Consider the following 24,305-nt stretch of genomic DNA (forward strand, 5'->3'; position numbering starts at 1 on the left):
TTCGGAGGGGTTCTTGGTCTTCTGGCCGCCACCACTTGTTAACTTCACTGAAGGCCGCCAGGCCGGTGGAGGAGAAGGGCCGTAAGTGAGCAACCCGTTGATCGCGCAGACGCAGGATTCGACGAAGGCGTATTCCGGCATTTCGCTGCTGGAGTCGGCGAACGACCTGAAGTCGGCGATCGAAAGCGGTGACTGGGCGTCGGTCGCGCTCGGCGCCGTCGGTACCGCCCTCGACGCCCTTTCCATGGCGATGGACCCGTTCGGCGCGATCCTCGCCGCCGGTGTCGGCTGGCTGATCGAACACGTCGGCCCGCTCAAGGAGGCCCTCAACGCGCTGACCGGCAACGCCGACGAAATCGCCGCCCAGTCCGAGACCTGGAAGAACGTCGCCACCGAACTCGGCAGCGTCGGCGAAGACCTGACCGGCATGGTCAAGGCCGACACGGCGTCGTGGACGGGCAACGCCGGCGACACCTACCGGCAGCGCGCCCAGGACACGGTCACCCTGCTGGAAACCGCGCAAAAGGGCTGCGAAGGCGCCTCCAGCGGCGTCAAGACCGCCGGTGAGGTCGTCGCCGCGGTCCGGGCGCTCGTCCGGGACATCATCGCCGAGCTCGTCGGTCACCTGATCAGCTGGGCGCTGCAGGTCGTGTTCACCCTCGGCATCGGGCTGACGTGGGTCGTCCCCCAGGTCATCAACGCCGTGGCGAAGACGGCGTCGAAGATCGCCGACCTGACCAAGCGGCTCGTCAAAGCCCTGCAGGCGCTCATCCCGCTGCTCAAGCGCGCCGGCGACCTGTTCTCCGACGCCGCCAAGGCGCTGAAGAACATCAAACCGGGCAAAGCCGGCCCGGCGCCGAAGCACGCCGACATCAACGGCAACCCGAAGGGCCTGGACGGGCCGAAGGGCAAGGGCGGGCCGGACGCTCCCCCGCCGAAGACCGACCCGCCGCCCACGCCGAAGGGCGGCGACGGGAACACGACGCCGTCGGGAGCCAAGGGCGACTCGACGACGCCGTCCGGCGACCACACCCCGCCCCCGCCGAAGAGCGACCCGCCCCCCGCGTCGAAGGGCCCCGACGAGACGCCCAAGAGCCCGGACCCGACGCCGCCGCCGGCTGCCAAGGGCGCGGACACCACGCCGTCGAGCACCCCGAAGGGCGACCCCAAGGGCGACGGCGGGCGGATCAAGGACAACAACCCGAAGCCGGACGAGCACACCACGCAGACGAAGGACAAGACCGACTGCGGCGACCCGATCGACGTTGCGACCGGGGCCGTGATGCTCGTGCAGGAAGACGTTTCGCTGCCCGGCGCCCTGCCGCTGGTGGTCGAGCGCACGCACCTGTCGTCCTACCGGGCGGGCCGGCTGTTCGGCCCCACCTGGGCCTCGACGCTGGACGAGCGCCTCGAGGTCGAGCCGGACGGGCTGCACCTGGCGCTGGCCGACGGCACCCTGCTGCGCTTCCCGGTCCCGGCCGGCGTGGAGGCGGTCGTCCCGGACAGCGGCCCGTACCTGGCGCTGCGGCGGGTCCGGCACGGGTTCGTCGTCGGCGACCCGCAGTCCGACCGCATGCGCTACTTCGCCGGCCGTGCCGGCGACACCACGCTGCCGCTGCGCGCGATCGTGGACGGGACGCGAAACCGGATCGTCTTCCGCTACCGCGACGGCGTGCCGGTGGCGGTCGAGCACTCCGGCGGCTACCGCGTCGAGATCGACAGCGCCGGCGGCCTGGTCACGGCGGTGCGCGCGGCGGGTTCGCCGGTTCCGCTGGCCGAGTACACCTACGACGCCGCGCGCCGGCTCGTCCGGGTCGTCGACGCCGTGGGCACCCCGCAGGAGTTCACCTACGACGCCGACGGCCGGCTGACGCGTTGGGAAGACGTCAACGGCCGCTGGTACCGCTACGGCTACGACAGCCAGGGCCGCTGCGTGCGCGCCCAGGGCACCGACGGCTACCTGGACACGACGCTCGCCTTCGAGCCGGGCGTCACGACCGTCACCGACTCGCTCGGCGCCGTCACCCGCTACCGGCTCGACGAGCGGCTGCGCGTGATCGGGCAGACCGACCCGCTCGGGAACACCACGAGCGCCGAGCGGGACCGCTTCGGGCGCGTGGTCGCCGAGACCGACGAGCTCGGCAACGTCACGCGCTGGGACTACGACGAGGCCGGCAACCCGACCGCCGTGACGCGGCCCGACGGCAGCCGGCTGGTCGTCGGCCACGACGACCGGCACCGGCCGGTCGCGGTGACCGGGCCGGACGGCGCCGTGTGGCGCTACGAGTACGACGCCGACGGCAGCCTGGCCCGGACCGTCGACCCGACCGGCGCCGCGACTTCGTACACCTACGACCCCTTCACCGGCACCGTGGATTCGGTGACCGACGCCCTCGGCGGGGTCACCCGGATCCAGGCCAACGCCGCCGGGCTCCCCCTGCTCGTCACGGCGCCGGACGGTGCCGTGTGGCGCTACGGCTACGACGCGCTCGGCAACACGACCAGCGAGACCGACCCGCTGGGCCACACCACGACGTTCGTCAGCGACGCCGCCGGCCAGCTCGTGCAGCGGCGTGACGCCGACGGCGCGGTCGAGCGGTTCGCGGCGACGGCGCGGGGCAGCTTCGAGGAGCGGACGGACCCGCGCGGCGGCGTCACCCGCATCGAGTACGCCCAGTTCGACCTGCCGGTCAGCGAGCGCGACGCGGACGGCGGCACGCTGAAGTACGGCTACGACACCGAACTGCGGCTCACCTCGGTCACCAACGAGCGCGGCCTGGTGTGGCGCTACGAGTACGACGCCGCGGGCCGGAAGGTCGGGGAAACCGACTACAACGGCCGCGTCCTGCGCTACGGCTACGACGCCGCCGGCCGGCTCGTGTCGCGCACCAACGGCGCCGGCCAGACCATCACCCTCGAACGCGACGCGGTCGGCCGGGTCGTGCGGCGAAGCAGCGCCGACGAGGTCGCCGTGTTCACCTACGACGAGGCCGGCCGGATGGTGTCGGCGGCCAACGCGCACAGCGAGGTCCGGTACACCTACGACGCGCTCGGCCGCGTGCTGGCGGAGTCGATCAACGGCCGGACCGTGGCCTACCGCTACGACGCCCTCGGCCGCCGCGTGGCCCGCCGGACGCCCTCGGGTGCGGAGTCGGTCGTCGGCTACGACGCCGTCGCACGCCCGGTCGCGCTGACGACCGCCGGGCGCACGCTGCGGTTCGGGTACAACGCCGCGGGCCGGGAAACCGTGCGCGAACTGGTCACCCGCACCGGGCCGGTGGCGCAGCTGCGGCAGGACTGGACACCCACCGGGCAGCTGTCCGCGCAGACGGTGCTGCGCGGCCCGGACACGCTGCAGCGGCGCGAGTACGGCTACCTGCCCGACGGCTACCTCGCCGGGGTGACCGACCTGATCTCCGGGCAGCGCACCCTCGACGTCGACCCCCGTGGCCGGGTCCGCAGCGTGCGCGGTCCCCGCTGGCAGGAGGACTACGAGTACGACGCGAGCGGCGCCGTCACCGGGGCGGGCTGGTCCGGCGGGCCGCAGGCCGGCGGGCCCCGATCCTACACCGGCACCCTGCTCACCTCGGCCGGCCCGACGCGCTACAGCCACGACGGCGAAGGCCGGGTCGTCGCCCGCGAACGCCACGGGCAGCGGTGGACCTACGAGTGGAGCGCGGAAAACCGGCTGACCGGCGTGCGCACGCCGGACGGCACGACGTGGCGGTACCGCTACGACCCGTTCGGCCGCCGGATCGCCAAGCAGCGCCTCGACGGCAGCGGCGCCGTGGCCGAGCAGGTCGAGTTCGCCTGGGACGGCCAGGTCCCGGCCGAGCAGGTCCACAGTGGACCGGGCCGGCCGCCGGTCGCGACGGTGTGGGAGTACGCGCCCGGCTCGCCGCTTCCGCTCACCCAGACCGAGCGCGTCCTCGGTGCCGGCGGGGACCGGTTCCACGCCATCGTGGCCGACCTCGTCGGCGCGCCCGCGGAGCTGGTCGACGACACCGGTGCGCTGGCCGGCCACCTGCACACGGCGCTGTGGGGCCCGGCCGTCTCGGCCGGCGGCACGGCGAGCACCCCGCTGCGGTTCCCCGGCCAGTACCACGACCCGGAGACCGGGCTGCACTACAACCGCCACCGCTTCTACGACCCCGAGACCGGGCGATTCCTTTCGCACGACCCGCTGGGCCTGACCCCGGCGCCGGACTCGATGTCCTATGTGGACAACCCGACGGCCATGACCGACCCGCTCGGGCTGGGCCCGCAGCGGACCACGCCGTGCGCGGCGGCGGCCGCCCGGGCCCAGGCCCACCCCTACGCCCGCGGGAACGACGGACCGTCGACGAGCAACCGCAAGTACCCGGAAAGCACCTACGGCGACCGGAACGCCGAGCGCAAGCGCCTGAACGAGAAGTACGACTACAAGATCGACGGGGACAAGACGCACCAGAACGAGCACGCCGCCGGGTACGACATCCTGAGCGACAACGGCGGCGCGAAGGGCTTGCGGAAGGACAAGGACAACAAGCCGCTGGAGAACAACGCGTACGCCTACTACGAGGACCACGCCAACCACCGCTACCACCCCGGCACGGGCAAGGGCGGCGCGAACCACGAGTCCGGGTTCACCAAGGGCGACGTCCGCAACGATCCGAACACCTCGCCGGACGCGAACCTCAAGTACGACGACCGCCTCGGTTCGTACCGGCACGCCCAGCGCAGCGCCATCGAGGGCAACGACCCGAGCACGGCGGTCCAGCTCAACCAGCTCGGCTACGGCCACCAGCAGGGTTTCGGCAAGACGGGCAACGACACCTTCTCCGACCAGGTCTACCACGGCAACGACAAGAACCACGTCCACCACGAAGACCACCCGCTGTACGACAAGGACAAGGCGGACGCGGCGAAGGCGGAGCAGGACCGGCGCGACGCCGTCAAGAACGACCCGAACCACCCGGACCGCAAGGCCTGGGAGGACGAGCAGAAGCGGATGGCCATCGCGGACGACTCGTACCACAAGATGATCGACGACATGCGCTCGAGCGGCGAGGGCATGCGGTACAACCCGCAGGCGGGCCAGGCGGTTCCGGCCGGCGGGCACACGGCGGACCACGGCACGGTGACCACGAAGCCGATCGACAAGTGGGACGCGGCCGAGATGCACGGCGCCCGCGACGGCGCGCGCACGGGCGAGTGGCCGGGCTACGGCGGCTTCTACAAGAACCCGACGGCCGAGGACTGGGCCAAGCTCGAGCGCGGCGAGCTCGACCCGCCGCAGATCAAGAACATGCCGGACCCGACGGACGCGCAGATCTCGGACGCGGCGGCGAAGTTCAAGGCCCACCACGATCCGCTGTGGGCACGTCAGCAGGAAGGCCTGGCGAACCAGATGGACGTCGACTGACGTCATTTCTTGCGGGCATCGGTACGAAAATTTCCGCAATCGGTTCGACTATTGCCAGTTCCTGTCGCGCCGCCTACAGTCCGGTCACGGACTCGAGCAGCGTGGCGAGAGGAACTGGCATGGCGATCTCGCGCAGGGTTTTCCTCGGTTCGGCCGCGGCCTTGGGCGCGCTCGGCGCCATCGGTGCGCCGGGTGCCGCCGCGGCCAGTCCGCCCGGGGACGTCGTCGGCAAGATCACCGTGGGCTACCAGGGCTGGTTCGCCTGCGCCGGTGACGGCGCGCCGATCGGCGGCTGGTGGCACTGGAGCCAGGACTGGGGCCGGACGCCGTCGCCGGGCAACAACGTCATCAAGGCCTGGCCGGACCAGCGCGAGTACGCGCGCACCTACCCCACGGCCTACGGCAACCTCGGGAACGGCCAGGCGGCAACGCTTTTCTCGTCCTACGACCAGCAGACCGTCGACACGCACTTCCGGTGGATGCGGGAGAACGGCTGCGACACGGCCGCGCTGCAGCGCTTCAACCCCAACAGCAGCGAAGGGCCCACGCGTGACGCGATGGCGGCCAAGGTCCGCGCCGCCGCCGAGGCGCAGGGGCGGAAGTTCTACATCATGTACGACGCCACCGGCTGGGCCGCCATGCAGACGGAGATGAAGGCCGACTGGGCGGCCAAGATGTCCGCGCACACCGCGTCGCCGGCGTACGCGCGTCAGAACGGCAAGCCGGTCGTCTGCATCTGGGGCTTCGGGTACAACGACGGCAACCACCCGTGGGACGCCGGGACCTGCCTCGACGTCGTGAACTGGTTCAAAGCGCAGGGTTGCTACGTGATCGGCGGGGTGCCGCGGGAATGGCGCACGAGCGACGGCGGGTCGCGGCCCGGCTTCGGGGACGTCTACCGCTCGTTCCACATGATCTCGCCGTGGATGGTCGGTGCGATCGGCGACGCGGCGGGCTCGGACTGGGCGTACCAGAACCTGACCGTGCCCGACCAGGCCGACTGCGCCGCCCACGGCATCGACTACCAGCCGTGCGTCCTGCCCGGCGACGTCTCCGGGCGGCAGCGCGCCCACGGCGACTTCATGTGGCGCCAGTTCTACAACGTGGTGCGCGCCGGCGTCGCGGGCATCTACATCTCGATGTTCGACGAGTACGGCGAAGGCAACCAGATCGCGAAGACGGCCGAGAACGCGTCGATGACCCCGGTCGGCTCCGGACTGCTCGCGCTCGACGAAGACGGGACGGCCTGTTCGTCGGACTACTACCTGCGGCTGACCGCCGACGGCGGCCGCATGCTCAAGGGCGAAATCCCGCTGACGGCGGTCCGCCCGACCCGGCCCACGCTCACCACCGGTGGCTCGACCGACCTCGCGCGCGGCCGCGGCACGAGCGAAAGCAGCCACACGCAGAACTACGGCGCGGGCAACGCGGTCGACGGAAACCCGGACACCTACTGGGAAAGCGCGAACAACGCGTTCCCCCAGTGGCTGCAGGCCGACCTCGGCTCGGCGGCCGCGGTGACGCGGATCGTGCTCGCGGTCCCGCCGTCGAGCGCGTGGGGCACCCGGACGCAGACCCTGGCCGTGTCCGGATCGGCCGACGGCACCACGTTCGACACCCTGGTCCCGGCGACGGGGTACGTGTTCGATCCGGCGCGGGGCAACAGCGTCACGATCGCCGTTCCCGGTGGTGCCCGGCGGTTCCTGCGCGTGACCTGCACCGGCAACACCGGGTGGCCGGCCGGTCAGCTGGCCCGGTTCGAGGTCTACGGCTAACCGGCGGTCACCGCGCCGAGGACGAAGTCGACCAGCTCGCCGGCGTAGTCCGTCAACCCCGCCGCCACCTGGGGCCGCAGGTGGGCCGGCGCGGCCAGCGCGTGGTTGAGGCAGCCACCCACGATCGCGTCCAGCAGGAGCGTCACGCTCGTTCCGCCGTGCAGCTCGCCGCGGGCGATGCCGCGCCGGACGATCGCACGGGCCGCCAGCACCTGGGCCTGGCGCAGCTGGGCCACCCGCTCCGCCACGCCGGGGATGCGGTCGGCCTCCAGCAGCAGCCTCGTCGTCGCGCGGCCCGACTCGCCGAAGAACGCCGTCAGCATCTGCTCGGCGAGGCGGACCAGGTCCTCGCGCACCGAGCCGGTGTCGATGTCGGCGACCGGGGTGATCCGCGCTTCGAGGCAGCTGGCCAGCAGCTCCTTCTTGTTCGGCCAGCGCAGGTAGATCGACGCCTTGCCGACCCCGGCGCGCCGGGCCACGGAGTCGACCGTGAACCGGCCCCAGCCGTCTTCGCCGAAGACCTCCGCGGCCGCGCTCAGCACCCGCCGGTCGACCTCGGGGTCGCGGGGCCGTCCGGCCTCGCCCGTCATGCGCCTCACCTCGCCCCGTGATCGGGGTCATTGCCGCACGGAATCCGACCACTATAGAGTGGGGGCATTACTGGACGCACCTTGTTCAGTATCTCGCGGGGAAGGTGCACACATGCCGGGAATCGAGGTGCTCGGCACCGAGCAGCAGGCGGCGTGGCGGGCGCGGCGGCGGCCGCCGGTCGAGAAACTGCCGGGCGGGCTGTGGTCGGTGCCGGTGCCGATCCCGGACAACCCGCTGCGCTACACGCTGTCCTACCTCGTCCCGGCCGATGACGGCCTGGTCGTCGTCGACCCCGGCTGGGACACCGACGAGGGCTGGACGGCCCTGCTCGACGGCCTCGCCACCGCCGGCGCGTCGACGACCGACGTGGCCGGGATCGTGACGACCCACGTCCACCCCGATCACCACGGCCTGTCCGCCCGGCTGCGCGCGGAGTCCGGCGCGTGGATCGGCATGCACCCGGCCGAACGCGCCACGCTCCCCCAGCGCCGCCGCGACGAGCACGGCGACACCCGCACCGAGATCACGACGTGGCTGCGCGGCTGCGGCGCGCCGGATGCGGAGATCGCGGACCTGCTCGGCGCGCTCGACGCCGCCCCGCGGCCGGCCGCCGAGCTCCCCGAACCGGACGTCCTGCTGGAGGACGGCGACCTCGTCCCGATGCGCGGGCGCCGGTTGCGGGCGGTGTGGACGCCGGGGCACACCCCGGGGCACCTGTGCCTGCAGGAGCCGGACGCGCAGCTGCTGCTGACCGGCGACCACGTCCTGCCCCGGATCACCCCGGCGATCGGTTCGTGGCCGGGGGCCGCGGAGCCGCCGTTGGGGCAGTTCCTCCGGTCGTTGGAGCAGACGGCGACGTTCGACGACCACGACGCGTTGCCGGCGCATGAGTACCGGTTCCGCGGTCTCGCCGCGCGGAGTGAGCTGTTGCGCGAGCACCACGAGCAGCGGTGCGCGGAGATCGTCGACGTGGTGACCGGGCTCGGGCAGCCGACGCCGTGGGAGATCGCGACGCGGCTGACGTGGTCGCGGCCGTGGGCGGAGATCGGGTTCATGCGGCTGTCGGCGGTGGCCGAGACCGTCGCACACATCGAGTATCTGGCCGGACAGGGCCGTCTTGGGTGGCCGGGCTATGGGGCGACCCCCGCGCGAGTCACCCGGAGCACCCCGTGAGCGACCTCGACCCGCGCACTCCGGTCCTCGTCGGTGCCGGACAGTTCGCCGAACGGCTCGACGATCCCGGCTATCGACGGCTGTCCGCGGTGGACCTCGCGGCCGAAGCCGTCCGGGCCGCGCTGGCCGACACCGGTGCCGACCCGGCCACCGTCGCCGCCGCCGTCGATACCGTCGGCGGCATCCGCCAGTTCGAGAACTCCACCCCGGTCGCCTCCGCGCCGCTGGGCCGGTCGGACAACTACCCCCGCTCGGTCGCCGCGCGCGTCGGGGCGGCGCCGGCCCGGGCGATCCTCGACGTCGCCGGTGGGCAGAGCCCGCAGCACCTCGTCACCGAGTTCGCCGCCGCCATCGCCGCGGGCGAGGTGGAAGTCGCGCTGGCCTTCGGTTCCGAAGCCATCTCCACCGTCCAGCACCTGGCCGGGACCGCCGGCAAACCCGACTTCACCGAGCACGTCGAGGGCACCCTCGAAGACCGCGGCTACGGCCTCAAAGGACTCGCCTCCCGCCACCAGGTCATGCACGGACTCGCCGACGCCCCGAGCCAGTACGCGCTGTTCGAGAACGCCCGGCGGGCCCGCCTCGGGCTGTCGCGCGAGGAGTACGCCGCCGCGATGGGCGAACTGCTCGCGCCGTTCAGCAAGATCGCCGCAGAGAACCCCTACGCCGCCGCACCCGTCGAACGCACCGCCGAAGAACTCGCGACGCCGTCCGAGGCGAACCGGCCGATCGCCGATCCCTACACCCGCTACCTGGTCGCGCGGGAAAAGGTGAACCAGGGTGCCGCGGTCGTCGTCATGTCCGTCGCGGCCGCCGACCGGCTCGGGATTCCCCACGGGAAGCGGGTTTTCCTGCACGGGCACGCGGACCTGCGCGAACGCGATCTCATGGAGCGCGCGGACCTCAGCACCGGCCCCGCGTCGGTCATGGCGGCCCGGCACGCCCTCGACGTCGCCGGCATCGAGGCCGCCGATCTGTCCACAGTGGACCTCTACAGCTGCTTCCCGGTGGCCGTCTTCACGGTGCGCGAAGGGCTCGGCGACCTGCGCGACCTCACCGTCACCGGCGGGCTGCCGTTCTTCGGCGGGGCGGGCAACAACTACTCGATGCACGCCATCGCCGAGACCGTCCGTCGCCTGCGCGCCGAGCCCGGCACGTTCGGGTTCGTCGGCGCCAACGGCGGCCTGATGAGCAAGTACTCCGCCGCCGTCTACTCGACGACACCGGTCGCGTGGCGCGCCGGCGACAGCGCCGCGCTGCAAGCGGAAATCGACTCCTGGCAGGCCCAGCCGGAGGCCCGGCGAGCCGACGGCTGGGCCACCGTCGAGACCTACACCGTGAAGCACGGCCGGGGCGGCGACCGCACCGGCATCGTCATCGGCCGGCTCGAAGCCGACGACCGCCGCTTCATCGCCCTGACCCACGACGGCGACACCGACGCGCTCGACCTGCTGTCCACCGGGGAACCCATCGGGCGCCGGGTGTTCGTGCGGTCCTTCGGGTTCGGCAACCGGGTCACCACCACCGCGGCCCGGATGGCGGAGCTGTTCCCGCCGCGGCCGAAGGTGCTGCGCGAGAACTACGAGCACGTCCTCGTCCGCCGCGACGGCCACCTCCTGGAAGTCACGATCAACCGCCCGGAGTCCCGCAACAGCCTGCACCCCGCGGCCAACGAGGAGCTCGACGAGGTCTTCGACGCCTACTTCGCCGACCCGGACCTGTGGGTCGCGATCCTCACCGGCGCGGGCGGGAAGTCCTTTTCGGCCGGCAACGACCTCGTGCACTCCGCGTCCGGAAAACCGTTGTGGGTGCCCAAGAACGGCTTCGCCGGCCTCACCAGCCGTCGCGACATGGACAAGCCGGTGATCGCGGCGGTCAACGGCTACGCCCTGGGTGGCGGCTGCGAGATCGCCCTGGCCTGCCACCTCGTCGTCGCGGATGCGACGGCCCGGTTCGGCCTGCCGGAGGTGAAGGTCGGCCTGGTCGCCGGGGCCGGTGGCCTGGTCCGCCTCCCCCGCACGGTCCCGCCCGCGGTCGCCACCGAGATGATCCTCGCCGGACGCCGGCTCGACGCGGCGGAGGCGCTGGCCTACGGGCTGGTCAACCGCGTCACCGAAGCCGGGAAGGCCCTCGAAGGCGCCCGCGAACTGGCCGCGCGGATCCTCGACGGCTCCCCCACCGCGGTCCGGGCCTCACTGCGGATCATGGCCGAGACGCAGGGCATCCCGGACCCCGTCGACGCGGTCGAGCACCCGTCCCCGGCGTTCGACGACCTCCTCGTCAGCGAGGACACGATCGAGGGCATCACGGCCTTCGCCCAGAAGCGGCGGCCGGTCTGGCGCAACCGCTGAGGTCAGCGGCCCAAGGCACTCATGAGCAGCGCCGCGACGGCCGCCCGGTGCTCGGGGCTGTCCTGCCAGTGCAGGTAGCGCCCGGCTTCGACGACCACGCCGAAGCCGGCGTGGACCAGCACCCGGGCCTGGCGCGCGTCGAGGTCCGGCCGGGCCTGGCGCAGGTGCTCCTCCCACACCGCGATGTGCTCGCGCTGCGCGGCGACCAGCGGGCGGCGCAGGCCGGCGGGCAAGCCGACGACCTCGGCGTTCGCCACGCTGTTGAGCGCGCTGTGTTCGAAGCTGTAGGCCACGTAGGTCGCGGTCAGCGCGGCCAGCGGGTCGGTCGCCCCGCGCAGGTTGTGTTCGACCGCTTGGGCGAGCAGGTCCGCGGCCTGCAGGCACGCCGCGGCGAGGATGTCGGCCTTGCCCGGGAAGTACCGGTAGAGCCCGGACGGCACCAGCCCCACCGCCTCGGCGAGCATGCCGTTGGTGACGGCGGCGAACCCGTCCCGCTCGAACAGCGGGATCGCGGCCGCGAGGATCTCCGAGCGCCGGGTGCGCGGCACCGGCCGGGCGGGTAGTTCGACGACGCCGGCGACCCTCCCCGCCGAGCCGTCGGTCGCGACCACGCGCAGCGCGGACGCCTGCAGCAGGTCCTCGACCCGCCGCCGGCCGATCGAGTTGTGGTGCATGGTGATCGACCCGATCGCCCCCAGGGCCGCCACGGCACGCAGGTGCTCGCCGGGCCGCGGGTACTCGCGCCGCACCACGTCCGCCACCCGCCCGACGACGTGGGCGAACTTGCCCTTCAGCAGCCGGCGGTCGTCGCGGTCGAGGTAGCGGGCCTCCCACCGGTACACGCCACCGGCCGCCCGGTGGGCGACGGTGACCCGGGTGACCGCGGCGAGCACGTCCGCCGTCGCCGCGTCCGGCGGCACCTCGTCGAGCGCCGCGACGAGCCGGTCGGCCATGACGTTCGCGCATTCGGCGAACAACGCGTACTTGTTCGGGAAGTGCCGGTACAGCGCCGCCGCGGTGATCCCGACCCCGGCCGCGATCTCTTCCATGGACGCCGCGTGGTAGCCGCGCTCGCTGAAGACGGTGGCCCCCGCTTCGACGATGAGCTGCTTGCGGTTGCGCGGCCGGACGGCCGCGGCCGGCTCGGCGGTCACCGCGGCTTCCGGGCGGGGGTGCGCGCGAACGGAGCCATGCGTGCCAGTCAACCACGACGGGCCCCGAACGCCCTGCGCACGCTCTTGCCGACCGGCGACACGGCTCGCTATGTTAATGGAGAATCTCTCCTACAGACGTGCGCGGCTCATGAGTGATCCGCCCCGCCGAGTCCCGGCTCGACGCGGCGGATGCCTACCAAGGAAGCTAGGTAAGTTAATGAGCAATCTCAGCAGGAGGAACGTCCTTTCGCTCGGCGTCGCGCTGGGCTTGGCGAGCGCGGCCGGCGTCGTCCCGGCCTGGGCTTCGACCGGCGCTCAGGCCGCTGCGGGCACCGACCCGTGGTGGGTCTGGGACGACGAGGTCGACCGCCTGATGGCGGGCGTCCTCGACACCGGCGGGGTGCCCGCCGTCAACACCGCGCTGCGGCCGTGGGTGAACAACGGCGACCCGCTGCCCACCGGCCTGCCCACCGATCTCGCGGCGTACCTGCAGCAGAACAACCGGCTGCCCTCCTGGGCCGACCCGGTCAAGCTGCGCCGCGCCGCGGACTTCAACCGGCGCAAGGACACCTACCTGTTCATGCTCTACGGCCTCGGCAGCGGGATCATGAGCACGGTCATCCCGCGGGAGGCCAAGTCGGTCTACTGGTCCGCGGGCGGGGCCAACATGCAGGACCGCGCGGCCAAGACGTTCACCTTCGGCTACGACCTGAGCGACCTCAACGCGTTCCAGCCTTCGGGCCAGTTCGTGGTCACGGCCAACAAGACGCGGCTGGTGCACGCCGCCGTGCGCCACCTGCTGCCGCAGTCGCCGCACTGGCGGGCGGTCGCCGACGAGCAGATCCCGATCAGCAACGGCGACATCCTGGTGACCTTCCACAGCCTCGGCACCTACGTCCACCGGAAGCTGCTCGAATGGCGCGTCCCGATGTCGGCCGCGGACGAAGAGGCCTTCCTGCACCAGTGGCAGGTCGCCATCCACCTGCTCGGCGTGCGGGACGAGTTCATCCCCAAGACGTGGGCGGAGGCGGACGCGCAGTCGACGCGGGTGCTGACCCCGCTGCTCTCCCCGACGACCGAGGGCAAGGAGCTGGCCCAGGACCTGCTCGGGCTGACCGCGCAGATCGACCTGGGCGTCACGCGCGGGTTCCTCAACGAGTTCGTGCGGTACGTGCTGAGCGACGCGGTCGGCGACTGGCTCGGTCTGCCCCGCGACTACGCGGCGGCCGCGCTGGTCCGCACCGGGTGGCCGGCCTACATCGCGTTCCGCGAGGGGCTGCTGCCGATCGCGCCGGCCGGGTTCTACCTGTTCGACCAGTTCATCCGCGCGATCGCGATGCTGTTCCTGAACAAGGTTTCCTCGCCGACGACCACGCCCATCACGATCCCGACCGGCAACCGGCCCGGCGCCTGAGGGCCGGGCGCTCCCGGGACCGGTCCCCCGGTCCCGGGAGCGTCACGCCCGGGACCGGCCGGGGCGCGGGATCCACCGCCACAACGCCCCCGCCGCCAGGAAACCGACCAAGCCGCTGGCCACGATCCCCGCGCCGAGACCCGCCAGCGCGGTCACCGCCGAGAGGACCAGCGGGCCCACGCCGGTGCCGATGTCCGCGAGCTCGTTCCAGATCCCGAGGTGCGTCGGCCGGCCCACCGCCGGCGACACGTCGGCACCGAGCGTCATCACGATGCCCGAGCCGATGCCGTTGCCGAAGCCCATCACCATGGCCGCGACCGTCAGCAGGACCGCGCCGTCGGTGAGCGGCATGACGAGGAAGGCCGTGCCGAGCACGAGGGTCGAGGGCACGGCGACCCAGCGCCGGCCGTGGCGGTCCATGACCTTGCCGGCGGGGTAGAACGTCAGCGCGTCGACGGCGCCGGCGACGCCGTAGATGATCGACGCCGGCTACGCCGATCCCGCCTGGTACGAAGCCAACATCCCGTTCGTCGACCTGCCGGACGCCACGATGCAGAGCGTCTACTACTACCGGTGGCGCGTCTGGAAGGAGCACCTGCGCTACACCGACACCGCGAACGGCTGGATCTCCACGGAGTTCCTCGACTGCTGCGGGTACGCCGCGCCCTACCAGGCGATCAACGCCGCCGCCGGGCACCAGCTGACCGAAGGGCGCTGGCTGCGCGACCCCGGCTACGCCCAGGACTACCTGCGGTTCTGGCTCACCGGTCCCGGCGCCGGGCCGAAGCCGGCCACCGACGACGTCAACGCCGACACCACCGACTGGGCGCACGAGTACAGCGTCTGGCTGGCCACGTCCGCCTACGGCCAGGCCCAGGTGACCGGCGACTTCGCGCCCCTGCGCGAACTGCTGCCCGCCCTCGTGCGCCAGTACCGCGGCTGGGACAAGCAGTTCAACGCCGAGCTGGGCCTCTACTGGTCGGTGCCGGTCTGGGACGCCATGGAGTTCTCCGCGTCCTCCTACGAGTCGCCCGAGCCGTACCACGGCGGTGCCGGGTACCGCCCGACGCTGAACTCCTACCAGTACGGCGACGCCGTCGCGATCAGCCACATCGCGGACTCCGCCGGCGACCACCGGCTCGCCGCCGAATACGCGCAGCGCGCCGCCGGACTGAAGGCCGCGCTGCAGAAGTGGCTGTGGGACCCGGCTCGCGGCTTCTACTACGCGATGGCCCGCGACGACAACCCGGACCACCGGCTGTCCGGCAGCCGCGAGCAGATCGGGTTCGTCCCGTGGATGTTCGGCGCGGCGCAGCCCGCCGACAGCGCGGCGTGGTCCCAGCTGCTGGACCCGAACGGGTTCGCGAGCGCCTACGGCCCGACCACGGCGGAGCGTCGCAGCCCGTTCTTCATGAAGGACGCCGGCGGCTGCTGCCGCTGGGACGGGCCGAGCTGGCCGTTCGCCACTTCGCAGACGTTGACCGGCATGGCGAACCTCCTGGCCGACCACCCGGCTTCGACCACTGTGTCCAAAGAGGACTACGCGGCGGCACTGGCCACGTACGCCCGCACCCAGACCAAGAACGGCAAGCCGTACGTCGCCGAGGCGCACGACCCGGACCGGGACGCGTGGATCTACGACGGGCAGAACCACAGTGAGGACTACAACCACTCGACCTACACCGATCTCGTGCTGTCCGGGCTGCTGGGGCTGCGCCCGAAAGCCGGGACCACCCTGGACGTCCGGCCGCTGACACCGTCCACATGGGACCACTTCGCCGCTGAGAACGTGCCGTACCACGGGCATAACGTGACGGTGCTGTGGGACCGCGACGGCCGGCACTACGGACAGGGCGCCGGGATGCGGCTCTACGTCGACGGGCGGCTCGTCCAGCGTTCGGCGACGCTGCGGAACACCACGATCGACGTCGGCGCCACGGTGCTCCCGCGGTCCGACGACCTGGTGAACGACGCCGCTAATCCGTTGCGCACCGGCTATCCCCGGCCGATCACGTCGTACACGTGGTCTTACGACAATGCGTGGAACGCCCTGGACGGCAAGGTCTGGTACGCCGAGGTGCCGGAGAACACGCGCTGGACCAACTATTCGTCGCCGAACGCGAACGACTTCTACGGCGTCGATTTCGGTGCTCCCACCCGGGTTTCCGACATCCGCTGGCACGGTTACGACGACGGCGGCGGGGTCAAGCCGGCCGCGGCGTACAGCCTGCAGTACTGGACGGGCTCGGCGTGGCAGGAGGTTCCCGGCCAGGTCCGCGCACCGGTGACGCCGGTGGGCAACGGCGTCAACCGCATCACGTTCCCGAGCGTGACGACGAGCAAGGTCCGGCTCGTGTTCACCAACCCGCCGGGCGCGTTCGTCGGGGTCACGGAGTTCGAGTCGTGGACGCCGTCGAGCCCGGACGCGCGGATCGACGTCGGAGCCGGGACGGTCAAGGGGAGCACGCCGGTGACCGTGACGGTGCGGAACACGACGCGGAGCCCGCTCGTCTCACCGCGGGTGGATGTCGCCGTGCCCGCCGGGTGGTCGGTGGTGCCGATCGGGACGTCGGCCGCTGCGATTCCGCCTGGCGCGTCGCGGACGTGGCGGTACACGCTGACGCCCCCGGCGGACGTCGAGCCGGGCAGCGCGGCGACGTTGACGGCGACCGCGTCCTACCAGGGTCCCGGCGGTCCTTCGGCCACGCACCAGCGCCGGAACGTCCAGGTTGCCCATGCGGCGGGCCGGCACGATCCGGTTGGCGCATGGCAGTTCGACGAGGGCAGCGGCACGATCGCCCACGACACCGCCGGGTCGCACGACGCCACGCTGACCGGTTCGTGGGTGCCCGGGGTGACCGGCACGGCGGTGCGGTTCGACGGTTCGGGCCAGTACGCGCAGACGAGCGGGCCTGTCCTGGACACCACCGGCAACTATTCGGTCAGTGCGTGGGTCCGGCTGGACCGCACGGGGTCGTGGGCGACGGCGGTCAGCCAGGACGGGGATCCGAGCAGCGGGTTCTACCTGCAGTATTCGGCGGCGGACAACCGGTTGGCGTTCTCGACGAGTTCGGGGCGCGCGTTGTCGGACGCGGCTCCGGAGGTGGGCCGGTGGTACCACTTGGTGGGCGTGCACGACGCCGACGCGGGGACGTATGTGCTGTACGTCGACGGTGTGGCGCAGGCCAAGACGTGGACCCAGGCCACGGGGGACGCGGCGCCCGGTCCGCTCGCGATCGGGCGGGCGGTGTCAGGGGGTCGGCAGAGTGATTTCTGGCCCGGCAGTGTCGACGGTGTCGTGGTGTGGAACCGGGTACTGACGGCGGCCGAGGTGGCAGGCGGTTAAGGACCTGCCGCGACCGGCTCCCGGGCACCAGTCCGTTCGGCACCCACCCCCGCCACCACGACGAACGCCACCCCGGCCACCGCGGCCACGTCCGGCACCTGGTGCAGCACCACCAGCCCGATCACCAGCGCGATCGCCGGCTCCAGGCTCATCAGCGTCCCGAACGCCGACGTCGTCAACCGGCGCAGGGCGAGCATCTCCAAGCTGAACGGCACCACCGGCAGCAGCACCGCCAGCCCCAGCCCGATCAGCAAGAGCTGCCAAGTCAGGTGCCCGAGCACCGAAGGCCCGTACACCAGCGTCGCCACGATGCCGGCCACCGGCATCGACACCGCCAGCCCGCGCACGCCCGCCACCTCGTCGCCGACCCGCTGCGTCAGCAGGATGTAGCCGGCCCAGCACACCGCCGCCGCCAGGGCGAACCCCACTCCCGCCAGGTCCGCGCCGCCGCGCCACGGCTGGGTCAGCAGCACCACGCCGATCGCCGCCAGCACCGGCCACCGCTTCCGGCCGCCGTGGCCGCGGGTGATCGCCACCGTCAGCGGCCCGAGGAACTCCAGCGCGCTCGCCGTGCCCAGGGGCAGCCGCGCCACCGCCTCCATGAACAGCATCGTCATCCCCGCCGTCACCACGCCCAGCGCCACGCAGGCCGCGAACGCCGCCCGGCGGAACGACGACGGCCGCGGCCGCACCACCACCACGAGCAGCACGCCGGCCCACGCGAGCCGCAGCCACGCGGCTCCTTCGGGGCCGACGCGGTCGAACAAGCCGACGGACACGGCCAGACCGAGCTGGACGCACAGCATGGCCGCGACCGCGAGGGTCGCGCCGGATCGGGTCACGGGGAGCACGCCGTCCAGGAAATACCCCGGACACCGTTCGCGTCCACTTGCCGATACTGGACAGTCCATTCGGGATTCGTGGACAATCAGCCGCATGGACACGCGCCGGCTGCGGTACCTGCTGGAGCTGTCGCGGCACGGGGCGATGCGGGCCGTGGCGGATGTGCTCGGCACCACGACGTCCACGGTCTCCCAGCAGATCGCCGTGCTGACCCGGGAGGTCGGCACGCCGCTGCTCGAACCCGACGGCCGCCGCGTGCGCCTGACCCCGGCCGGGCGACGGCTGGCCGACCACGCCGTGACGATCCTGGCCGCCGTCGAGGCCGCGCACGCCGACCTCGACCCGCACGCCGAACCGGCGGGCACCGTCCGCGTCGCCGGGTTCGCCACCGCGGTCCGGCGCTCGGTGCTGCCCGCCGTGGCCCACCTCGCCCGCCACCACCCCGGCGTCCAGGTGCACGTCAGCGAGTACGAGCCCGCCGAAGCCCTGGCCGCACTGCTGGCGGACGACCTCGACCTCGCGCTGGTCTACGACTACGACCTCGCGCCCGCCACGACGGATCCTGCGCTCGCCATGAGTCCACTGTGGACGAGCACGTGGGGTCTCGGCGTCCCCGCGGCCGACGCGCGCCGGGTGCGCGGCGAGGGAACCCTCGCCGTGTTCGACGCCTTCCGCGACCACGACTGGATCGGCAACTCCCGCAACACCGCCGACGAGGACGTCGTCCGCACGCTCGCGTCCCTGGCCGGGTTCACGCCCCGGGTCACCCACCGCGCGGACAGCCTCGACCTCGTCGAAGACCTCATCACCGCCTCCGGCCGCGGCGTCGGCCTGCTCCCCACGGGGCGGCCGACCCACCCCGGCGTCGCCCTGGTGCCGCTGGCCGATCCGGCCGTCCGGCAGCGGGCGTTCGCGTGCACCCGGCGGGGACGAGCCGCCTGGCCGCCGCTCGCGCTGGTAATCGACCGGCTGACCCACTGAGGCCACTCGGGCGGTCCACCCTCACCCGGATGGCCGACGCCGGCGCGCTCACCGGCGCGATGGCTCCCCAGCGTGACGGCGCGGCGGTCCGTCCGTGCCGATGCACGCCCATTCGCAGTTCCGGCGGAAAGACGTAGAACCGTTGAGACGCAACGATCCTTCCGCCCATCCGTCAGGTGACGGATGTCTGATCCGGGCCCCGAAGTGAAGCATTGGTCCACGGGGCCCGCCGCTCCGACCTCGAATCCGAGGAGGAGCGATGTCTCGTGCTACCACCACCGCCTCCACCGTGGTGATCTTCCTTCTGGCCATCAACCTGCGGCCCGCCGTGACGAGCCTGGGTGCGGCACTGCCGGACATCTCCGTCGCCGGGAACCTCGTCGCCGCGGTACTCGTCGCGTTGCCCCTGTGGGCCATCGGACTGGGCGGCTGGGCGACGCCGTGGCTGTGCAGCCGCGTGGGGACCCACCGGACCGTCTCCGTCGGTCTCGCCGGGCTGGTGCTTTCGCTGGCCGGCCGGGTCCTCGGGGGTTCGGCACAGCTGTTGGTCGGGACGGCGCTGGCGTGCCTGTCCATCGCCGTGCTCGGCACCATGCTGCCACTGCTGGCCAAGGGATCCGCCGCCTTCACCTTCGGGCTCGGACTGGGCAGCACGGCCGGCGCGCTCGTCACGCCGGCCGTCGTCATGTCGTCCTCGTGGCGGTACGCCCTCGGTCTGTGGGCGATCGTGGCGCTGCTGGCCATGCAGCTGTGGCAACGCACCCCCGACGAGTCGCTCGTGGCTCCCCAGCGAGCCACCGGGACGACGCCGGCCGGCGCGCTGACCATCCACTTCGGACTCATCTCGACGGTGACGTTCCTGGTCATGGGCTGGCTCCCCGGCATCCTGCGGGACGCCGGGGTCGCGCCGACGACCGCGGGAACGTGCCTCGCGGTGTCGATGGCCATGGGACTGCCGATGATGCTGCTGGTCCCGGGCTGGACCCGCAAGTGGCGCAACCAAACCCTGCTCGTCGTCGTCCTGGCCACCCCCAACGTCATCGGCGTGACGGGACTGCTCCTCGCTCCGGCGGCGGCACCCTGGCTGTGGGCCGTGGCGACCGGCGCGGGCATGGGGTCGCTCGCCTTCGCGCTGACGACCATCTCGTTGCGCAGCAAGGGCAGCTCGCTCTCGCTGTCCGCCGTGGTCCAAGGCGTGGGGTACGTCATCGCCGGCTTCGGCGTGCTGCTGTGCGGCTGGCTGCACACGCGCACCGGGACCTGGCAGACCCCGCTGGTGCTGGTCCTGGCGATCCTGCTGGGCCAGGTCGTGAGCGGGCACCTCGCCGTCACGCGCCGGACCGTCACGACGCGGGTGGTGCGCACCCTCGCCCTGCGCCGGACCGCCAAGACGCGGGTGGCGCGCACCCTCGCGGTGCAGACCAAGGGCAACGCGCCGGAGGTGGGGGTGTGAGCACGGGCTTCCCGTCGGGGCGCGGCAAGCCGCCACCGGTACCCGGCAAAGCCCGGCCCCGCCGCCGCCGGCCGGCCGGACCCGCCTCGCCGGAACCGCCCGTCGGCCCGGCTAGGACTGGTGCCGGGCCGCTTCCCGGGCGATGTCGATGCGCGAGTGCACGCCCAGCTTGGTCAGGATGTGCGACACGTGCGTGCCGACCGTCCGCGGGGACAGGTACAGCCGCGCCGCGATCTGCGGGTTCGACATGCCTTCGACCACCAGCGCGGCGATCCGGCCTTCGGTCGGGGTGAGGCTGTCCCAGCCGTGCGTGGCCTGGCGGTGCTTCACCGTCGGGCCGCGCCGGATGCCGAACGCCCGGAACATCGCCCTCAGCCGCGCCACGTCCCACTGCGCTTCCAGCTCCGCGTAGACGTCGGTCGCGTGGGTGAACGCGGTCCGAGCCGATCCGCGGTCGTCGTCCCGGTCCTGGGCGAAGGCGACCGCGGCCGCTTCCAGGGCCCTCGCCCGGGACAGCGGCCGGCCCGCGTCGCGGTAGCCGTCGGCGGCTCGCAGCAGCATCGTGCCGTCCTGCTCCAGCAAGCCCCGGCAGTACAACGCCAGGGCGCTGCGGTGCGGGATCGGCGACTCGGCCGCGAGCGCGCTCACCCGGGCTTCGATCTCCACCACGATCTGCTTGTCCCCGGCCGCCGCGGCGAGCCGGGCGGCCTCGGCCAGCAGTTCCTGGCTCACGTCTTCACCGGTCATCGCGGCGGTCAGCACGGCCAGCGCCCGGTCCGGCGCGCCCGCGTGCTCGAACGCGAGGCCACGGGCCCGCGCCAGCGGGTCCACGACCCGGTCGCCGAGGCGTTCCGCGTGCAGCGCCGCGAGGTCGAGGCGGCGGTGGGCGTCGGCCGTCTCCCCGCGGTGGAAGTGGATGATCGCCGCGACCCCGTGGTCGCCGCACGCCACGGCCGGCTCCTTGCGGTCGTCCGGGACGACGTCGACCTCGGTCAGCGCGTCGTCCCACCGGCCGGCCCCCAGCAGGACCTGCCCGATCGTGCCCTGGGCCTGGGCCAGCCGCACGGCGCTGCCGGTGCGGTCGGCCAGCTCGCGCGCCTGCGCGGCGGCGGCGAGCGCTTCGGTGAGGCGGTCGAGCGCCCCCAGCGTGACCGACTGGTTGATGCGCAGCAGCAGGGTGAGGTCGATCAGCGCGGGATCGCCGCGCACGATCGCCATCGCGCGTTCGAACAGCGGCAGCGCGCCGTCCCAGTCACCCCGCGACATCGCGGCCAGGCTCAGCAGGTGCAGCGCCCACCCGGTCGCCCAGCGGTCTTCGGCCGGGCCGAGCTCCACCAGCGCGGCCGTGGCCACCTCGCCCGCGGTCGCCACGTCCCCGAGGTCGCGGTGCGTCCGCGCGATCAGCACCAGCAGCTTCGCCCGGTGCCGGGGCTCCAGCCCCGGCTGCGTCAGCGCTTCGTCGAGCGCGTCGAGGGACTCGGCGGCGCGGCCGGTCGAGCCGCGGCACTGGACGACCGTCGTGTGCAGGTCGACGCGCACGTCGGGGTCGCGGACGCGGTCCAGGGCGCGGCTGGCGATCCGCTCGGCCTGGGCGATGTTGTCGACGCGGTAGTAGGCGTCGGCGAGCCGGCAGGCCAGCGCGCCGGTCACGGCGTCGTCGAGCGGGGCGTCCCGCACCGCCCGGCGCAGCAGCGCGACGGCGACCACGGGTGCCTGGCCGATGAGCAGCGTGGCCACCTTCAGCAGCCACCGCACGGCCCAGGCGGGCACCGGTACGCGGCTGTCGGTGGTGGACACCATGGGCAGCAGCTGGCGCGCGACCCGCTCGACCGGCGCGCTCGCCTCGGCCAGCGCCCACGCGGCGGCCTGGTGCCAGGCGACCCGGACCGCCGTCGGCATCTCGTCGTAGAGCGCCTCGCGGATCAGCGGGTGCCGGAACGCGAGGTCGTCGCCCGCCGCCACCAGCACCCCGGCGGCACGGGCCTCGTCGAGGGCGGGCAGCAGCTCGGCGAGCGGGGTGTCGGTCACCGTCACCAGGTCCGCGACCGAGAAGCCGACGCCGAGCAGCGCCGCCGCGCGCAGCACGCCCTGCGCCTGCTCCGGGAGGAACCCCAGCCGGTCGGCGATCGCCTCCGGCAGCGAGTCCGGGGTGGCCGCGCCGGTCAGTTCGACGACGCCCGCGGTGTCGACCGCCAGGCACGAGCTGCGGCTCAGCGCGTCGACGAGTTCGGTGAGGTACAACGGGTTCCCGGCGGCGCCGTCGGCCAGCTGCGCCAGTTCCTCGCCCGGTTTGCCGCCGGCCAGGGCGGCCACCAGCTCGAGCACCGCCGGGTCGGCCAGCCGGCCCAGCCGCAGCCGTTCGGCGGCCCCGACGAGCCGGAAGAGCGACCGCAGGTCGTCGCGGCGCGGCACCGGGCGCAGCACGCCGATCAGCAGCAGCGGGAGCTGCCGGACCGACCGGGCGAGCCGGCTCCACACCGCGACCGTCGTGCGGTCGGCCCACTGCAGCTCGTCGACGACCAGCACGGCCGGGCGGTCCTCGCAGAGCTCGTCCACCAGCGCGATCAGCTGTTCGGAAGCGGCGGCCGCGAGATCGGTCCCCTGGCCCGCGACGGCGCCGCCCCGCAGCAGCTTGGAGATGGCTTCCCGCCGGGGATCCCGCGAGCCCGGGGTGATCTCCAGCGCGTCGAGGAGCGGGAGCAGCGGCAGGGCCTGCCCGAGCTCGTCACCGGCTCCCCAGAACACCTGGCACTCCGCGGCCGCGGCGGCGGCGCAGGCGGCCCGCACCAGCGCGGACTTGCCGATGCCCGGCTCGCCGTCCACCAGCACGGCGTGGCCGCGACCCGCGGCGACATCACGGATCCAGCCGACCAGCCAGGACAGCTCACCGTCCCGGCCGACCAGCAGTTCGGTACCGTCCGTGAGCGGCCGCACACCGGAATAATAGAAGTAAAAGTTGTTCCCCAACAAGAGGTATATCGGGGCAACCCCGATCACCAGGGGTTCCGCGCCGCTAAACATCGATTTCGGGAAATTCCCCGAGTCGTGATCCGAGCGTGATTCTCCCAGCTCGGCGGCAAGGGATCACCAACCGCCGGAGCGCCGTCGGGGAATGATGCGTCGTCGACCATTCTCACAGTGGGCGTCCCGGGTTCCTGCGCAGTGTACGCCCTCGGCGGCAAACCGCGTAAAATCCGCAGGAACCCAGGCAAAACGGCGTTTCCCCCGACGATCGAGCGTAGATCCGCCGACCGGACACCAGCTCCGTGGTTTATCAGCCGCGGCCGAGCCGGCTCGGCCGCGCTCACCATTCGAAGATTTCGACGCGACCACACTCCGTCGCACGATCTTTCCCCGCGCGCGCTCGCGAATATCACGACGCCGCCGAACACCCGCACCGGCGCCGGTGCGCGGCGGCCGGTTTCCGAAAAGTGAACACGCCGGGTTTCGCCGTCGCCAGGCGCCGCCGACCTGTTGTTTTCCGCGTCGAACGACGTCCCCGGGCCACGTTTTCCGCACTCCGCCGGTAAACGGCGAGCGGCCGATTGACGTCGCCACCGAAGATCACCGAACGGACCTGGCCGGCCGCGCCGATGTCACTGTCCGCAATCGGGAGCCGGCCGCGGCGGCTGCCGAATGGCCGATCCGGAAATCGCCGGATTCCCGCGTCCGGCAGCCCTCCGCCCGGGAATTCAGCGGCCCCTTCGTCTTTCCGCCGCATTGATTCGTAGTATCCGGGCAGCACCCGGTCGCAAAAACAAGATCGTCGATCAAGAATTGGTGCCGCCATTCTGGTGAAATCCCGTTCTTGCCCGCATCC

13 protein-coding genes are annotated in these 24,305 nt (G+C 72.6%); 8 read left to right on the forward strand and 5 right to left on the reverse strand.

The window, feature by feature from the left end; all coding sequences use genetic code 11:
* Positions 1-85 precede the first annotated feature (85 nt).
* On the forward strand, positions 86-5,404 hold the full coding sequence (locus tag BLV96_RS09545) for an RHS repeat-associated core domain-containing protein (protein WP_091388989.1): 5,319 nt from the start codon (positions 86-88) through the stop codon (positions 5,402-5,404).
* Positions 5,405-5,523: 119 nt separating this feature from the next.
* A complete protein-coding gene (locus BLV96_RS09550; RefSeq protein ID WP_091388992.1) occupies positions 5,524-7,179 on the forward strand; it encodes a glycoside hydrolase family 99 protein in 1,656 nt (551 codons plus the stop codon).
* On the opposite strand, the gene BLV96_RS09555 is transcribed toward BLV96_RS09550, so the two are convergent.
* Positions 7,176-7,769 carry a TetR/AcrR family transcriptional regulator gene (locus BLV96_RS09555; protein WP_091388995.1) on the reverse strand — a complete coding sequence of 198 codons (594 nt, stop codon included), beginning with the start codon at positions 7,767-7,769 and terminating at the stop codon, positions 7,176-7,178. The two genes, BLV96_RS09550 and BLV96_RS09555, sit on opposite strands and share 4 nt — an antisense overlap.
* Positions 7,770-7,881: 112 nt before the next feature.
* Here BLV96_RS09555 and BLV96_RS09560 point away from each other — a divergent pair, with 112 nt between their 5' ends.
* Together BLV96_RS09560 and BLV96_RS09565 are read left to right on the forward strand one after the other, a co-directional pair.
* On the forward strand, positions 7,882-8,943 hold the full coding sequence (locus tag BLV96_RS09560) for an MBL fold metallo-hydrolase (RefSeq protein WP_086676719.1): 1,062 nt from the start codon (positions 7,882-7,884) through the stop codon (positions 8,941-8,943).
* On the forward strand, positions 8,940-11,294 hold the full coding sequence (locus tag BLV96_RS09565) for an acetyl-CoA acetyltransferase (RefSeq protein WP_086676720.1): 2,355 nt from the start codon (positions 8,940-8,942) through the stop codon (positions 11,292-11,294). The genes BLV96_RS09560 and BLV96_RS09565 overlap by 4 nt, the downstream gene beginning before the upstream one ends.
* Before the next feature lie 2 nt (positions 11,295-11,296).
* Here BLV96_RS09565 and BLV96_RS09570 read toward each other — a convergent pair whose 3' ends face one another.
* Positions 11,297-12,448 carry a TetR/AcrR family transcriptional regulator gene (locus BLV96_RS09570; protein WP_086676721.1) on the reverse strand — a complete coding sequence of 384 codons (1,152 nt, stop codon included), beginning with the start codon at positions 12,446-12,448 and terminating at the stop codon, positions 11,297-11,299.
* Positions 12,449-12,665: 217 nt separating this feature from the next.
* Here BLV96_RS09570 and BLV96_RS09575 point away from each other — a divergent pair, with 217 nt between their 5' ends.
* Positions 12,666-13,862 (forward strand): oxygenase MpaB family protein, encoded by a 1,197-nt coding sequence (locus BLV96_RS09575; protein WP_086676722.1) that lies wholly within the window; start codon positions 12,666-12,668, stop codon positions 13,860-13,862.
* Positions 13,863-13,904: 42 nt separating this feature from the next.
* Here the strand turns inward: BLV96_RS09575 and BLV96_RS09580 are convergent, their stop codons facing one another.
* On the reverse strand, positions 13,905-14,342 hold the full coding sequence (locus tag BLV96_RS09580; protein WP_086676723.1) for an MFS transporter: 438 nt from the start codon (positions 14,340-14,342) through the stop codon (positions 13,905-13,907).
* Between BLV96_RS09580 and BLV96_RS09585 the strand changes: the two genes are divergently transcribed.
* A complete protein-coding gene (locus BLV96_RS09585) occupies positions 14,338-17,208 on the forward strand; it encodes an MGH1-like glycoside hydrolase domain-containing protein (protein WP_086676724.1) in 2,871 nt (956 codons plus the stop codon). The two genes, BLV96_RS09580 and BLV96_RS09585, sit on opposite strands and share 5 nt — an antisense overlap.
* Here BLV96_RS09585 and BLV96_RS09590 read toward each other — a convergent pair.
* On the reverse strand, positions 17,205-18,059 hold the full coding sequence (locus tag BLV96_RS09590) for an EamA family transporter (protein ID WP_244180118.1): 855 nt from the start codon (positions 18,057-18,059) through the stop codon (positions 17,205-17,207). The two genes, BLV96_RS09585 and BLV96_RS09590, sit on opposite strands and share 4 nt — an antisense overlap.
* 85 nt (positions 18,060-18,144) lie before the next feature.
* On the opposite strand from BLV96_RS09590, the gene BLV96_RS09595 reads away from it, so the two are divergent.
* The gene (locus BLV96_RS09595; protein ID WP_086676725.1) at positions 18,145-19,032 is read left to right on the forward strand and encodes a LysR family transcriptional regulator; all 888 of its coding nucleotides are present in this window, start codon (positions 18,145-18,147) and stop codon (positions 19,030-19,032) included.
* Positions 19,033-19,291: 259 nt separating this feature from the next.
* Positions 19,292-20,485, forward strand: coding sequence for an MFS transporter (locus BLV96_RS09600; protein WP_244180119.1), 1,194 nt, complete (start codon positions 19,292-19,294; stop codon positions 20,483-20,485).
* A gap of 111 nt (positions 20,486-20,596) precedes the next feature.
* Here BLV96_RS09600 and BLV96_RS09605 read toward each other — a convergent pair whose 3' ends face one another.
* On the reverse strand, positions 20,597-23,419 hold the full coding sequence (locus BLV96_RS09605) for a helix-turn-helix transcriptional regulator (protein ID WP_086676726.1): 2,823 nt from the start codon (positions 23,417-23,419) through the stop codon (positions 20,597-20,599).
* Between the last annotated feature and the right edge of the window lie 886 nt (positions 23,420-24,305).

It is taken from the genome of Amycolatopsis pretoriensis, assembly GCF_900107925.1.
GTDB lineage: Bacteria > Actinomycetota > Actinomycetes > Mycobacteriales > Pseudonocardiaceae > Amycolatopsis > Amycolatopsis pretoriensis.